Source organism: Ralstonia sp. SA306 (genome assembly GCF_054792405.1).
This window is the reverse complement of sequence record NZ_CP096451.1, coordinates 2,614,560-2,628,849: the sequence shown is the minus strand read 5'-3', so window position 1 is coordinate 2,628,849 and position 14,290 is coordinate 2,614,560. Positions and strand designations below refer to the sequence as shown.

Annotated in this window: 12 protein-coding genes; 5 read left to right on the top strand and 7 right to left on the bottom strand. The window is 65.3% G+C overall.

What is annotated here, in order from left to right:
• The first annotated feature begins 67 nt into the window (after positions 1-67).
• The 3 genes from M1D44_RS12520 to M1D44_RS12510 all read left to right on the top strand — a co-directional run bounded on the left by M1D44_RS12520 (position 68) and on the right by M1D44_RS12510 (position 3,117).
• Complete coding sequence (locus M1D44_RS12520) at positions 68-676, top strand: adenine phosphoribosyltransferase (RefSeq protein WP_045202521.1); 609 nt, start codon at positions 68-70, stop codon at positions 674-676.
• Positions 677-800: 124 nt separating this feature from the next.
• Positions 801-1,421, top strand: a complete 621-nt coding sequence (locus tag M1D44_RS12515; RefSeq protein WP_024976704.1) for a LysE family translocator — start codon at positions 801-803, stop codon at positions 1,419-1,421.
• Positions 1,422-1,440: 19 nt separating this feature from the next.
• A complete protein-coding gene (locus tag M1D44_RS12510; protein WP_024976703.1) occupies positions 1,441-3,117 on the top strand; it encodes a Na/Pi cotransporter family protein in 1,677 nt (558 codons plus the stop codon).
• A gap of 68 nt (positions 3,118-3,185) precedes the next feature.
• Here M1D44_RS12510 and uvrA read toward each other — a convergent pair whose 3' ends face one another.
• The gene (gene uvrA, locus M1D44_RS12505) at positions 3,186-6,050 is read right to left on the bottom strand and encodes an excinuclease ABC subunit UvrA (protein WP_112185933.1); all 2,865 of its coding nucleotides are present in this window, start codon (positions 6,048-6,050) and stop codon (positions 3,186-3,188) included.
• Between the two features lie 243 nt (positions 6,051-6,293).
• Here uvrA and M1D44_RS12500 point away from each other — a divergent pair, with 243 nt between their 5' ends.
• On the top strand, positions 6,294-7,457 hold the full coding sequence (locus M1D44_RS12500) for an MFS transporter (RefSeq protein ID WP_316853024.1): 1,164 nt from the start codon (positions 6,294-6,296) through the stop codon (positions 7,455-7,457).
• A gap of 49 nt (positions 7,458-7,506) precedes the next feature.
• Entirely contained in the window at positions 7,507-8,070 is a 564-nt protein-coding gene (locus tag M1D44_RS12495) for a single-stranded DNA-binding protein (RefSeq protein ID WP_024976700.1), read from the top strand.
• 96 nt (positions 8,071-8,166) lie between these two features.
• On the opposite strand, the gene M1D44_RS12490 is transcribed toward M1D44_RS12495, so the two are convergent.
• From M1D44_RS12490 to M1D44_RS12465, 6 genes are all read right to left on the bottom strand, one after another.
• Positions 8,167-8,427, bottom strand: a complete 261-nt coding sequence (locus tag M1D44_RS12490) for a hypothetical protein (protein WP_024976699.1) — start codon at positions 8,425-8,427, stop codon at positions 8,167-8,169.
• A gap of 23 nt (positions 8,428-8,450) precedes the next feature.
• Complete coding sequence (locus tag M1D44_RS12485; RefSeq protein WP_112185920.1) at positions 8,451-8,912, bottom strand: hotdog family protein; 462 nt, start codon at positions 8,910-8,912, stop codon at positions 8,451-8,453.
• Positions 8,909-9,712, bottom strand: coding sequence for a beta-ketoacyl synthase chain length factor (locus M1D44_RS12480; RefSeq protein ID WP_316852772.1), 804 nt, complete (start codon positions 9,710-9,712; stop codon positions 8,909-8,911). Before M1D44_RS12480 ends, M1D44_RS12485 begins: the two co-directional genes overlap by 4 nt.
• Entirely contained in the window at positions 9,709-10,926 is a 1,218-nt protein-coding gene (locus tag M1D44_RS12475) for a beta-ketoacyl-[acyl-carrier-protein] synthase family protein (RefSeq protein WP_316852771.1), read from the bottom strand. Before M1D44_RS12475 ends, M1D44_RS12480 begins: the two co-directional genes overlap by 4 nt.
• Positions 10,927-10,998: 72 nt before the next feature.
• The gene (locus tag M1D44_RS12470; RefSeq protein ID WP_112185914.1) at positions 10,999-11,862 is read right to left on the bottom strand and encodes a polysaccharide deacetylase family protein; all 864 of its coding nucleotides are present in this window, start codon (positions 11,860-11,862) and stop codon (positions 10,999-11,001) included.
• Positions 11,859-14,279 (bottom strand): MMPL family transporter, encoded by a 2,421-nt coding sequence (locus M1D44_RS12465; protein WP_316852770.1) that lies wholly within the window; start codon positions 14,277-14,279, stop codon positions 11,859-11,861. Before M1D44_RS12465 ends, M1D44_RS12470 begins: the two co-directional genes overlap by 4 nt.
• Between the last annotated feature and the right edge of the window lie 11 nt (positions 14,280-14,290).

The window sequence follows — 14,290 nt, the reverse complement described above, 5'->3', positions numbered from 1 at the left end:
TCGGCGCCATTCGGCCCGGGTGGTAGCCCATTACCGCAGACCACGTTCCTGCTTTCCTGTTTTTGCCATGAACCAAGTTCCTCCTCACCAGGCGGCGCTGCTGACGCCGTCGTCCATTCCCGCTTCCACCGAATTGGGCGATGTATCGCGTTACCTGCGCGACCGCATCCGCACGGTGCCGGATTGGCCGCAGGCCGGGGTCATGTTTCGCGATATCACGCCGCTGCTGCAGGACCCGAAGAGCCTGCGCGTGCTGGTGGACGTGTTCGTCCATCGCTACATGGGGCAGGGGCTGAATCTGGTGGCGGGCATCGATGCGCGCGGATTCATCCTCGGCTCAATCGTGGCGTATGAGCTGAACCTCGGATTTGTGCCGATCCGCAAGAAAGGCAAGCTGCCGTTCAACACGGTGGCCGAGGAGTACATGCTCGAATACGGCAGCGCGACGGTGGAAATCCACGCCGATGCCTGCAAGCCCGGCGATCGCGTCCTGTTGATCGACGACCTGATCGCCACCGGCGGCACCATGATGGCCGGCAAGCGTCTGCTTGAACGGCTGGGCGCGACAGTGGTGGAGGGCGCGGCGATTGTTGACCTGCCCGAATTGGGCGGCTCGCAATTGCTGATCGATGGCGGGCTGCCGCTCTTCACGGTCTGCCGCTTTGATGGGCACTGAGCAGCCCCCACTGCCTTTGCGTGATGCGCGAGTCGCATACGCTCATGTGACAAAAGTATGACGTTCTACTGCCGCGCGCAGTAGCATGATCCTTTCCATTTCCGCCGCACCCTGGGAGACGTCGATGCCCCACGTATTGCTATTCCTGCTGACTTCGATTGCCATTACGGTGATGCCGGGGCCGGACAACCTGCAGGTCATTGCACGCGGCGCAAGCCAGGGCCGTCAGGCGGGTCTGTCGGCGGCAGCGGGGTTCGCGTCAGGCTGCCTGTTTCACACGACACTGGCGGCGCTCGGGCTGGCAGCCGTGCTGCAATCGTCCCCGGTGGCGTTCCAGGCGATCCGCTGGCTGGGCGCGGCGTACCTGATCTGGCTAGGCATTCGGGCACTGCGCAGCAAGGGCGGCATCGGCCCGAATCATGCTGGACCGCAGGCGGTGCCAGACTTGTGGCAGGTGTATCGCCAGAGCGTCTTTGCCAATCTGCTCAACCCGAAGGTGACGTTGTTCTTCGTGGTGTTCCTGCCGCAGTTTGTGGATGCGCAGGCCGGCCATGCGGCGCTGCAGATGTTGCTGCTGGGCGGCGTGTTCATGGCGCAGACCATCGTTGTGTTCGGCATCTACGGCTGGTGCGCGGCCGCGCTGGGCGGTTGGATGCGCCGCACGCCGCGCGCCTCTCTGTGGCTCGACCGGGTGAGCGGCTGCATTTTCATCGGGCTGGGCCTGCGGGTCGCCCTGACCAAATAAGCAAGACTGCACGGCAACAATGATCACCCTGCTCAAGCTGCTTTCCGGCGTCGCCCTGTTGGTATGGGGCACGCAGACCGTCAAGGTCGGCATGTTGCGCCTCTACGGCGCGGACTTGCGCCGCCTGTTGTCGCGCAGCGTATCGAACCGATTCTCTGCGCTGCTGGCCGGCATTGGCGTGACGTGCCTGGTGCAGAGCAGTAACGCGACGGCCACCATCGTCGGGGCGTTTGTTGCTCAAGGACTGATGGGCGTGTCGTCGGCGCTGGCGATTCTGCTGGGTGCCAACGTGGGCACGGCCATCATGGCGCAGGTATTTGCGTTGGACTTGTCGTGGCTGTCGCCGCTGCTGATCTTCTTTGGCGTGATCCTGCATCTGTCGCGCAAGGGCAATGCAGTGGGGCACTTCGGGCGGGTGCTGATCGGCCTGGGCCTGATCATGATGGCGCTGGAGCTGATCTCGGTCGCGTCGAGCCCCATGGTGGAAGCCAATGCGCTGCGCGTGCTGCTGAGTTCCTTCTCGTCAGACACCGGCCTGAACATGCTGATTGGCGCAGTGCTCACGCTGCTGTGCTATTCGAGCCTGGCGGTGGTGCTGTTCTGCGCGACGCTGGCGACGTCGGCGGCGGTGTCGGTCAAGGTGGCATTTGCGATTGTGCTGGGCGCAAATATCGGGAGTGCCGTGGCGGCGTTGGCGACCACGCCGTCATCAAGCCAGGCCGCACGCCGCGCAACGCTCGGGAACCTGCTTTCGCGCATGCTTGGCGCCGCGCTGGCGCTGCCCTTTCTGGACAAGCTGGCGGAGTGGGCGCCGCACGCGGGCGTCGCGCCGCAGCACGTGGTTGTGGCGTTTCACGTGGTGTTCAACGTGGCGCTGGCGGTGCTGCTGATCGGCTTTACCGATACGATGGCGCGGCTGTGCGCGCGCATCCTGCCGGGCGGCGCGCATATCGACGATCTCGTTGCGCCGCGCTATCTCGATCCTTCCGCGCTGGCCACGCCAACGTTGGCGCTGGGCAACGCGGCGCGCGAAGTGCTGCGCATCGGAGATCGCGTTGAGCACATGCTCGACAACACCCTGCGCGTGCTCAAGACCAACGACGTGCGCCTGCTGCAAACCACCCGCGCCATCGATGACGAGGTGGATGCGCTCTACACCGCCATCAAGCTTTATCTCACGCAGCTGAGCCACGAAGCGCTGGACGCACGCGAGGGCAAGCGCTGGGCAGACATCATCTCGCTCACCATCAACCTGGAGCACGCTGGCGATATTCTCGACCGCCTGCTCCAGGACGTACGCGAGAAGAAGATCGCACACAAGCTGGCCTTTTCCGAGGCCGGCATGGAAGAGTTGGAAGACATGCACGCACGCCTCGTCACGAACCTGAAGCTGTCGCTGTCGGTGTTCCTGACGGGCGACCTGCGCAGCGCGCAGAAGCTGATGCTGGAAAAGGCCCACTTCCGCGATCTGGAAAAGCGCTACTCGCGCAGTCACCTCACACGGGTGTCCGCCCAGACGGCCGAGAGCATCGAGACCAGCTCATTGCATCTGGACATCATCAGCGATTTCAAACGGTTGAATTCGTTGTTCTGCGCCGCCGCGTATTCCGTGCTGGACGAAGCAGGGGCGTTGAACCGCAGCCGTATGAAAGACGCGGATGAGGTGGTGACCGAGACGGCACCAGCCGGCCACTGACGCCCGGCATTGTCGAAAAAAAAAAAGCGCAGCCCAAGCTGCGCTTTTTTGTTGCCGGATGACCGCGCTTACTTTCGCTTGAGCAGCGGCGCGAGGTATTTGCCGGTAAAGCTCGCCTTGCTCTTCGCCACATCTTCGGGGGTGCCCTTGGCGATGATCTGCCCACCGCCCGCACCGCCTTCGGGCCCGAGATCGAGCAGCCAGTCCGCCGTTTTGATCACGTCGAGGTTGTGCTCAATGATCACGATCGTATTGCCGTGATCGCGCAGCTTGTAGATGACTTTGAGTAGCAGCTCGATATCGTGGAAGTGCAGGCCAGTGGTCGGCTCATCCAGGATGTAGAGCGTGCGGCCTGTGTCGCGCTTCGATAGCTCCAGCGACAGCTTCACACGCTGCGCCTCGCCGCCCGACAGCGTGGTCGCCGATTGACCCAGGCGGATGTAGCCCAGGCCCACATCCAGCAGCGTTTGCAACTTGCGGCGCACCACCGGCACCGGCGCAAAGAACTCGTGCGCCTGCTCCACCGTCATCTCCAGCACTTCGGTGATGTTCTTGCCCTTGTAGAGCACTTCCAGCGTTTCACGGTTATAGCGCTTGCCGTGGCAGACGTCGCATGGCACGTACACGTCGGGCAGGAAGTGCATCTCGACCTTCAGCACGCCGTCGCCCTGGCATGCCTCGCAGCGGCCGCCCTTGACGTTGAACGAGAAGCGGCCAGGGTCATACCCGCGCTCCTTGGCCGACGGCACGCCGGCAAACAGCTCGCGGATCGGCGTGAACAGGCCCGTGTAGGTGGCCGGGTTCGAGCGCGGCGTGCGGCCAATCGGCGACTGGTCGACGTTGATGACCTTGTCGAAATGCTCCAGCCCATCGATGCGATCGTGCGCTGCGGGCTCCGGCGTCGAGCCGTACAGATGGCGTGCCACCGCGTGGTAAAGCGTGTCGTTGATCAGCGTCGACTTGCCCGAACCCGACACGCCCGTGATGCACGTCAGCAGCCCCACCGGAATGTCCGCCGACACATTCTTCAAGTTGTTGCCGCTGGCGTTGATGATGCGCAGCCAGCGCTCTTCATCGGGCGCCGTGCGCTGCTTGGGCACCTCGATGCGGCGCTTGCCCGACAAGTAGTCGCCCGTCAGCGACGCCGGCGATTGCTCGACTTGCTGGGGCGTGCCCTCCGCGATGATCTGCCCACCGTGCACCCCGGCACCGGGGCCGATGTCGACCACGTAGTCGGACGCGCGGATCATGTCTTCATCGTGCTCCACCACCAGCACCGAGTTGCCGAGATCGCGCAGGTGCTTGAGCGTGCCGATCAGCCGATCGTTGTCGCGCTGGTGCAGTCCGATGGACGGCTCGTCCAGCACGTACATCACGCCGGTCAGCCCCGAGCCGATCTGCGACGCCAGCCGGATGCGCTGCGCTTCGCCGCCCGAAAGCGTATCGGCACTGCGCTCCAGCGACAGGTAATCGAGCCCGACGTTGTTCAGGAAGTTCAGCCGCGCGGTGATCTCCTGGACGATCTTGTCGGCAATCTCGCGCTTGGCGCCGTGCATGTTCAGCGTCAGGAAATACGTGAGCGCATCGCGCAGCGGCCAGCCGTTGATCTCGTAAATGCCGCGTGCCTGGTCGGCCTCGCCAATCTTGACGAAGCGCGCTTCGCGGCGCAGGCGGGTGCCGTGGCACTCCGGGCACGGCTGGTTGTTCTGGTACTTGGCCAATTCCTCGCGCACGGCGATGGAGTCGGTCTCTTTGTAGCGCCGCTCCAGGTTGGGGATGATCCCCTCGAACGCGTGCTCGCGCACCGTGGTCTTGCCGCGCTCGTTGATGTACGTGAACGGAATCTGTTGCTTGCCCGAGCCGTGCAGCACGATCTGCTGGGTCTCGGGCGGCAGGTCTTCAAACGCGACGTCGATGTCGACGTCGTAGAACGCCGCCAGGCTCTGCAGCATCTGGAAGTAGAACTGGTTGCGGCGGTCCCAACCTTTGATCGCGCCAGACGCCAGCGACAGATTCGGAAAGGCCACCACGCGCTTCGGATCGAAGAACGTGATCTGGCCCAGGCCGTCGCAGTGTGGGCAAGCGCCCATCGGGTTGTTGAACGAGAACAGCCGCGGCTCCAGCTCCTGCAGCGAGTACGAGCAGATCGGGCAGGCGAACTTGGAGCTGAAGCCATGTTCCTTGCCCGTGTCCATTTCCAGCGCGATGGCGCGGCCGTCGGCCAGGCGCAGCGCGGTTTCGAACGACTCGGCCAAGCGCTGCTTGAGTTCCGGGTTCACTTTCACGCGGTCGACCACGACCTCGATCGAGTGCTTGTCGTTCTTCTTGAGCTTCGGCAGGTTGTCGACTTCGTAGACCTTGGCTTCAGCCTCGTGCGCGGTACCGCCGCCCGAGCGGATGCGAAAGCGCACGAAACCCTGCGCCTGCATCGCTTCAAACAGGTCGACGTGCTCGCCCTTGCGGTTGGCCACCACGGGCGCCAGGATCATCAGCTTGGTGTCGGCCGGCAGCGCCAGCACGGCATCCACCATCTGCGACACGTTTTGCGCTTCCAGCGGCTGACCGTGGTCTGGACAGTAGGGCGTGCCGGCGCGCGCATACAGCAGACGCAGGTAGTCGTGAATCTCGGTAACGGTGCCGACTGTGGAGCGTGGGTTGTGGCTAGTGGCCTTCTGCTCGATGGAAATGGCCGGTGACAGACCTTCGATCAGGTCAACGTCGGGTTTTTCCATCAGTTGCAGGAATTGCCGGGCATACGCCGACAGCGATTCCACATAGCGACGCTGCCCCTCCGCATACAGCGTGTCGAACGCGAGCGACGACTTGCCCGACCCCGAAAGCCCGGTGATCACGATCAACCGGTTACGCGGCAGATCGAGGTTGATGTTCTTCAGGTTGTGGGTACGGGCCCCACGAATCTTGATTTCGTCCATGTGCGGCTGAGTGCTGCTGAATGCGGCGTCGGAGTGCGGACCGCCTGCGGCAATCGGCGGGAGGGTGGAAAAGGGTAAGCCTGCTAATATACCGAACTTCGGTTTTGCTGGTATCTGCTCCCAGATGGGGCAATCCGTGAAACCGTTCAAGTGTCCTTGTCGCCGCTTTTTCTTTCTGGTTTTCGCGGCGGTTTCCGCACCATGTCCTCCGCCTCCCCATCCATGACTTCCGCTTCCGGCCGTATGAACGGTCTTGAGCTGCGCGCGGCCGCCTCGCTGGCCGGCATCTTTGCGCTGCGCATGTTGGGTTTGTTCATGATCATGCCGGTCTTCGCGGTGTTCGCGAAAACGCTGCCCGACGGCAACAATACCCAACTCGTCGCCTTCGCCATCGGCGTGTATGGCCTCACGCAGGCGTTGCTGTATATCCCCTACGGCTGGCTATCGGATCGCTTCGGACGCAAGCCCGTCATCGTCACGGGCCTGGTGATCTTTGCGGTGGGAAGCCTAGTGGCGGCGTTTTCGCACAGCGTCGCGGGCATCGCCGTGGGGCGGGCTATCCAGGGCGCGGGGGCGATCTCGTCGGCGGTGATCGCCTTCGTGGCCGACCTCACGCGCGAGGAGCATCGCACCAAGGCCATGGCCATGATCGGCGGCAGCATCGGCCTGTCGTTTGCCGTGGCCATCGTGAGTGCTCCGGTCATCTTCCGCTGGGTCGGCATGCCAGGCATGTTCACGGCGATTGGTGTGCTGGCCATCGTCGCCATCGGCGTGGTGCTGTGGGTTGTGCCCAACCCGCCGCGTCCGCCCGAGCATGTGAAGGCGCCGTTCCGCGAAGTCCTGCGCAACCCCGAACTGCTGCGCCTGAACTTTGGCGTGTTCGCCCTGCATGCCACGCAGACGGCGTTGTTCGTCGTGCTGCCGCACATGCTGGAAGCCGCCGGCCTGCCTGTCGATTCGCACTGGAAGATCTACCTGCCGGTGATGGGCGTGTCGTTCGTGCTGATGGTGCCGGCCATCATTGCCGCCGAGAAGCGCGGCAAGATGAAGATCGTGCTGCTGTCGGCTGTGGCGCTGGTGATGGTGGCGCAACTGGCGCTGGGCGAGATCAATCCGACGCTCGCCGCGCTGGCGATTGCGCTGCTGGTCTACTTCCTCGGTTTCAATGTGCTGGAGGCGTCGCAGCCGTCGCTGGTATCGAAGTACGCGCCGGGCGTGCGCAAGGGCGCGGCCATGGGCGTGTACAACACGACGCAGGCGCTGGGCCTGTTTACGGGCGGGGCTGGCGGCGGTTGGATTCTGCTGCACGCGGGGCAGCATGCGGTATTCCTAAGCTGCGCTGCGCTGGTTTTTGCCTGGCTTATAATTGCGAGCCCCATGCAAATGCCGGCGCTGCGCCGACACTAATCCGGGCAACACGGCGGCATCACTTCATTTTTACCTTCGGAAACTCATCATGGCGTCCGTCAACAAAGTCATCATCGTCGGCAATCTCGGCGCCGATCCTGAAACGCGTTACATGCCCAGCGGCGACGCTGTCACCAACATTCGCGTGGCAACCACCGACCGCTACAAGGACAAGGCCAGCGGCGAAATGAAGGAAGCCACCGAGTGGCACCGCATCGCCTTCTTCGGCCGCCTGGCTGAAATCGCCGGCGAATACCTGAAGAAAGGCTCGTCGGTCTACATCGAAGGTCGCCTCAAGACCCGCCAATGGGAAAAGGACGGCCAGAAGCAATACAGCACCGAAATCGTCGCAGAACAAATGCAGATGCTCGGCGGCCGCGGTGGTGAGGGCGCCGGCAGCGGTGGCGGTGGTGCTGGCTACTCGCGCGGCGGTGAAGGCGGCGGTGGCGGTGGCTACGGCGGTGGCCGCAGCCAAGGTCAAAGCCAAGGCCAAGGCCAAGGCGGCGGCTACTCGCGCGGCGGCGAAGGTGGCGGTGGCCAGGGCGGTGGCGCACGTCGTCAGCCAGCCCCGTCGAATGGCTTTGAGGATATGGACGACGATATTCCGTTCTGACCGTTCTAAGTCCGTCTCACCAGACAACAAAAACCCGGCAGTCCGCCAAGGATGCCGGGTTTTTTGCTGCCTTCAGCGCGCAGACATGCGGCCGTTCTAGTCACTCTCACACGGCTTCTTGAAGACGTGTTTCACGCCGCATTTGGTTGCATGCGCCGCATTCTTAACGCCATGGCCAACCGCTCGTGCTGCGTTGGCCGTCGCATGCCCGGCTTCCTTCGCCGCATGGCCGGTCTTGCGCGCCGCTTCCTTCGTGTCCTGCTTGATGTTCTCCTTGGTCTCGGACAAGTCGGCATGGGCCAGGGGGCTGAGCAGCGCCAGCAGCAGCGCAGGGATCAAAAGTAGACGACCTTTCACGGTGGGAATCCTCACAAACAGGTTCATGCAACGGACGCGTCGAGCACCACAGCGGCGCGGCCGGTCAACAGGATGCGTGCGCCACTGCGCACGGTGAATCGGTACAGCACGTTGTTGCCGTCGCCGCCAATGCGTTCGGCTTCGATGTCGAGCGGCGAGTCGATGGTGTCGAGGCGCGGGACGTGCGCTTCAACGCTGCGCACGCTGGCGAGAAAACCGGCGCGCGGCCGGGCTTGCGCAGCATCGCACAGGGCGCCATGCACGGCCATCGCCTGAGCGGCGTACTCGATGCCGCAGACAGCAGCCAACTGGCCGTGCGAGCGCAACGGGTTGGCAGCGTCACGATGGCTCGTGGCGCTGCAATGGATGTGCGCGTCGTCCCATGCGACGACCGCGTCCAGCAGGCACATCGCGCCGCTGTGCGGAATGCGCGCCGCGATCCAGTTGCGGTCGAGTGGCGGAGATGGCTGCACGCTTGACGTCATGGCGTGCCGAAGGTGATGTCGACCTGCAGGCGGGTCTCGGGCAGATAGTCGATCACGACGTTGGATGCGCGCCGTGCCGCCAACGCTTCCAGCAGCGGCAGCGCGCGGGCTGCGGCGTTGCCGCGCCACAGCGTTTCGAGCCCGGGTTGTGTCAACGCCGTGGACGCCGTGTCGGTCAGCGCGACGTCAATACGCGCGAGCGTGCGCGGGCCGGCTTCGGGTGCAAGGACCATCGCCACCGCAAACGTATCGGGCACGGGCCGCACCGCGTTCAACGGTTCCGGGTACTCGCCGTCATACGCGATCAGCAGGGTGGGTGTGGCGTCAATCACAACCTGACAGAGGCTGTCCAGCAGGCCGGCGGCAAAGCTGCCGTCGTACGCGCACAGCACATTGGACGGCGCCATCGCGTGCGTGGCGATGCTCCAGTAGCCCGCCGGGGCGTTGTGCACGGAGTTGTGGAAGCGCGTGGGCGAGAGCTTGCGATCGTCGCCCGCCAGGGTTTCGCAGATGGCGTGGCAGTTTTGGCCATCGCCGCCGGACGAACTGAAGACGGTGGCCAGCGTCGCGGCATCGCGTCCACTGGCTGCGACGGCCTCGTGACCGACTGCCAGCGCCAGCTTGACTACGGGCCCCGTGCGGCGGCGCTCGACCGATGGCAGGCCGGCCGGCGGCGGCAACTCGGTCGGTGCGTGCGCGTACGGCGTGCGACCGGCGAGCACGTCAGCGGTGTGCGGCCAATCCCGCAGACCCGGGCCCAACACGCCGATGCTGTCGATGAAGGCGCGCAGTCGGGTCATGACGAAAGCCTCACGTGGTCTGCGCGGCCGAAGACCAGGCTGCAATTCGTGCCGCCAAATCCGAAGGCGTTGCTGAGCGCGGTGCGAACAGGGGCGTGGTGGCTCGACGTCAGGTAGTTGACGGCCAAGGTCGGGTCCGGCTGCGTGGTGTTGATGCCGGCAGGCAGCAATTGATGGCGCAGCGCCAGCGCTGTGATCACCGCTTCCAATGCACCCGCCGCGCCCAGTGTGTGGCCGGTCGCACCCTTGGTCGAGCTGCACGCCGTGCCGTCGAACATCGCATGGATGGCGCGCGCCTCCGCGGCGTCATTGCTGGGCGTGCCGGTGCCGTGCAGATTGATGTAATCGATGTCTGTTGCTGCCAGCCCGCTTGTGGCCAGCGCTTGCGCCATGGCAGCGCGTGCGCCCAGCCCTTCCGGATGCGGCGAGGACATGTGATGCGCATCGCTCGATTCGCCAATGCCGAGCAGCAGGATTGCATCGTCGTCCAGCGCGCCCTTCGCCTCGGGGGCGCGCTCCAGCAGCGCAAAGGCTGCGGCCTCGCCGATGGAGATGCCGTCGCGCGCCGCATCATACGGCCGGCACGGTTGCCGCGACAGCAGCTCCAGCGAGTTGAACCCGTACAGCGCGGTCAGGCACAGCGAATCGACACCGCCCACGACCGCCGCATCGATCAGGCCCGCGGCCAGCATGCGCCGCGCCGAGGCAAACACCTTGGCCCCCGACGAACACGCCGACGAGATCACCATGGCCGGTCCGCCCAACCCAAAGTACGCCCGCACAAACGCGGCGGGCGAATAGATGTTGTGCGTCTGTGCGTAGTGAAAGTTTGCCGGCAGCGCCCCCGTTTGCGGGTCGCGCTGCTGGTAGGCACGTTCGGTTTCGAGAATGCCCGACGTGCTGGTGCCAATGAACACGCCGACGCGTCCAGCGCCATGGCGCGCCTTGGCGGTTTCGACAGCTTCGGCAAAGCCGTCCTGCGTGAGGCTGATCTGGGCGAGCCGGTTGTTGCGGCAGTCGAAATCGGCCAGGTCTGCACGCACGGGCGTGACATCAGTACCAAGCACTTCGCCGATCCACGTGTCGAGTTCGGCGCGTGGGAAGTGACACGGCGTGAGCCCGCCCCGTTGCCCGCGCAACGCGTCGAGCGTGGCGTCTAGGCCACGTCCGAGGCAGCTTGTGGCGGTGAAATGCGTGAGCAGGACGGGCTTCACTGGGGATGGTGTCGCGGCAATTGTTGGGTGAGATGACTCGGCAGACGGGGCGCCAATCGTTGACAAATTTTATCAAATGACCCGTTGCGGGCGGGTGGCCTGCGGGGGCTCCGGCGCAAGGGCCGCACGCAACGTCGTCCACTGCAATTGCGCGCGGGCGGCGGCTTCGAGCACCTTCGGCAATACGGCCAATATGATGGGCGTGCCGTGCGCATCGCGCGCCGCATGGCCATCGTGGAGCAGCAGGATGTCTTGTGGCGCCAGACCATGCAGCAGGCGCTGGGCGATAGCGTCGGCATTGCGCGAGCGGGTATCGAAGCCGCGGCGCGTCCAGCTCGCCAACTGCAGGCCAAGCTGACACAGCACCGGTTCGAGAAACGGATTGCGCAGTCCGGCCGGCGCTCGAAAGAACAGCGGGCGCATGCCGGTGATCTGCGCGAGCGTGTCCTGCGCGGCAGCAATCTCGCGCCGCAACGCGCCCGGCGCCTGCAGCGAGAACGTATGCCGATGGCGCTGGCTGTGGTTTTCCACCGCGTGCCCGCGCGCGACGATGGCCTCGACGCAGCGCGGGTGCCGCTGCGCCAATTCGCCGATGCAGAAGAAGGTGGCCTTGACACCGTACAGGTCAAGCACATCCAGCACGCGCGGTGTGACATCGGGGTCAGGGCCGTCGTCGATGGTCAACGCGATCTGCCGGCCGGCCGTGGCGGGCAGATGCGTCCAGTTCGGGCCGAGCCACGCGCTGCGCGGCCACAGTCCACCCGCCATCAGCACCAGATGCGAGGCGATGACGCTGCCGCCCGCCCATGGCCATGTCGATGGGGCGGTCGCAACGGCAACCGCCGCGCCGGCGTGAAGCGCGAGCGCGCCGCTGATCAGCGGTGTCGGCTTCCAGCGGCGGGCGTTGCCAGGCGGTGTGGTGATCGATGAGTTCATGCGGCTGGGTGCTGATCGTGATTGGCGCGTGGCGCGAGGATGGCGGCAAACACCAGCGCAAGCATGGCGCCCGGCCCGACGGTCAGCCCGAATGTTTCCAACATCGGCACCCGCGAGAATGCCAGCAGGCCGAAGCCGGCCACCGTCGCCAAATTCGCCACCAGCAGTGACACCAGCGTCTGCGGCGCAATGGCCTGCGTGCGTTGATTGAAGAACAGCGCGTAGTTCGATCCCACCGCCACGATCAGCAGCATGCCCACCAGATGCAGGATGGTCAGCGGCACGCGTGCCAGCGCAAAGCCGGCCGTCACCACCAGCACCGCCGCCACCAGGGGCGCCAACGCGCGGAGGGTCCGCTGCGGAGAGCGCAGCGCCACGAGCAGCAGCAACGCGATCGCCCCAAAACCGGCCAGCGACAGGCGAAGGTCTTCCCGCACGTAGTTCACATACAGCCGATCAGCCTCGGCCTTCATGTCGACGAAGAGCGCGCCGGGTACGCTCGCATGCTCGACGGCGGCGCGAATCGGGGCGGCATCCAGGCTGGGCGGATTGGATGTATTTGTGGCGGTGGCCGGCGCGCCTGACGGTGCGCGCAATGGCAGCATGGCGCTCCATTGGCCGGCGTGTTCCGTCAGCAGTGCCGCCACCGCCAATGCCATCGATGTGCCTTTCAGGTCTGCGCGCCGCAAGAGGGGCTGCGCGCGTGCTGCATCCACATCGGCGATGAACGGGGCGAAGAGATCAGGCTTCACGCGGATCGGCTGATCTTCAACGGCGCCGCGCATGCGTGCAGCCAGTGCATCAGGGGCGGGCAGGCTTGCCAGGCGAGCGCGCTGCGTGGCATCGCTCGGCAGATAGCGCGCGGGGTTCTCGAAGCCAGCGAGCACGCCGTTGTCCACCAGCGGTTGCAGTTGCGCGGCGACCTTCTCGGCGCCTTCAAGCGCGGCCTGTTCGGTTGCGGCCGGAACCACCACCAGATAGCGCACGTCGGGCGCCCCCACGTCTGCACGCAGGCTGGCGTCGAGTGCTTGGCTCTTCGCGGGTACGGGGCTCAGCGCAGCGAGTTCGCGGCTCCACAGGCCATCGCGATGCAGCACCAGCGCCGCACATGCACCGACGAGCACCACCGCCAACACCCAGCGCAGGCGCGGTGCAGCATGTGTGGCCTGTGCGAGCCACGTCCCCACGCGCGATACGTCCCGCGTCGCCACGTCTGCACCACGCAGATGCGGCAACACGTAGCGCGTGACAAGTGCCGCTGTCACCAACCCCACAATCGAATACAGCCCCAACTGCACGAGCCCCGGAAAGCCCGAGAACAGCATCGACGCAAAGCCGCATACCGAGGTCAGCACACCCAGGCGGATGGTCGGCCAGTACGTGTTGATCCATGCTCGCAGGCTGTCGTTGGGGGTGGCGCCACGCAGGCGGGCAGATTGCACGAAGAGGTAGATCGAATAGTCGACCGCCTCGCCGATGAGCGTGGTGCCGAACCCGAGCGTGAGCCCGTGCACGGCCCCAAACGTGAGGCTGACCGCTGCCACGCCGGCCGCCACGCCGGACAGCACCGGCAGCAACCCCAGCGCCACCGTGCGCGGCGAGCGGTACACCGTCAGCAGCAGCGCCACCACGAGCACGAGGCTGACGGTGGAAAGCCGCTCGACGTCGTGCTTGATGGTGTCGCGCGACTCGACGGAGAACACGCCCGGGCCGGTCAGCAGGATGCGCGCCGATGCGCCGTTCGGCACCGTGCGTGCAACCGCATCGAACGCGCGGTGCACGGTATCGATGGCACGCGCCTGAGCGTCGGTGTCAGAGCCGGCGGCCGTTGTCTGCACGACCAGCACGGCACGCTGGCCATCGCGCGACGCCCACACGCCATGCATGGACGACGGCAGCGCGGTGTTGTCGAACTGGCTGACGAGTGCCGCCACCTCGCCGGTCGGGTCGCGCGGCAGCATGTTCTTGGCAAACAGCCCGGCTGACGAACTGAGCAGGTCCAGGCTCTCGCCTAGCGCCGCGTGCAGACCTTCTGCGGAAAAGCGCTGCGGCGTGACAGCGGGGCTGAGCACGTAGCGGTGGTCGAAGACGAACTGCCGGTCGCGCGCTTCGCTCACGGGCTCGCCGTTGTTGACGGCGCTGAACTGCGGGTCGGCGCGCAGCGTGGCGGCGAGCTGCTTCGACAGCGTGGCGCGGGTGGCTGCGTCACTCCCCTCGATCCCGACGAGGATGAGCCGTGACACCAGCCCCTCGCGCAACTGGTCGACCAGCACGCGTTGCTCGGCACTCGGCGAGCGCGGAAGAAACGCCGACAGGTCCGCTGTAAAGCTTGTGCGCCCGATCACGATCGCGCACAGCAGCAGGCCGGTCAACCAAACCAGCAGAGCGGGCCGTCGCAGGGCGTGCAAGCGGTTCATGTGCGCGGCGT

Coding starts and splice junctions, on each gene's coding strand:
- M1D44_RS12515 (WP_024976704.1), top strand. CDS start 801: ATGCCCCACGTATTGCTATTCCTGCTGACTTCGATTGCCATTACGGTG.
- uvrA (WP_112185933.1), bottom strand. CDS start 6,050: ATGGACGAAATCAAGATTCGTGGGGCCCGTACCCACAACCTGAAGAAC.
- M1D44_RS12480 (WP_316852772.1), bottom strand. CDS start 9,712: ATGACCCGACTGCGCGCCTTCATCGACAGCATCGGCGTGTTGGGCCCG.
- M1D44_RS12520 (WP_045202521.1), top strand. CDS start 68: ATGAACCAAGTTCCTCCTCACCAGGCGGCGCTGCTGACGCCGTCGTCC.
- M1D44_RS12485 (WP_112185920.1), bottom strand. CDS start 8,912: ATGACGTCAAGCGTGCAGCCATCTCCGCCACTCGACCGCAACTGGATC.
- M1D44_RS12495 (WP_024976700.1), top strand. CDS start 7,507: ATGGCGTCCGTCAACAAAGTCATCATCGTCGGCAATCTCGGCGCCGAT.
- M1D44_RS12510 (WP_024976703.1), top strand. CDS start 1,441: ATGATCACCCTGCTCAAGCTGCTTTCCGGCGTCGCCCTGTTGGTATGG.
- M1D44_RS12500 (WP_316853024.1), top strand. CDS start 6,294: ATGAACGGTCTTGAGCTGCGCGCGGCCGCCTCGCTGGCCGGCATCTTT.
- M1D44_RS12465 (WP_316852770.1), bottom strand. CDS start 14,279: ATGAACCGCTTGCACGCCCTGCGACGGCCCGCTCTGCTGGTTTGGTTG.
- M1D44_RS12470 (WP_112185914.1), bottom strand. CDS start 11,862: ATGAACTCATCGATCACCACACCGCCTGGCAACGCCCGCCGCTGGAAG.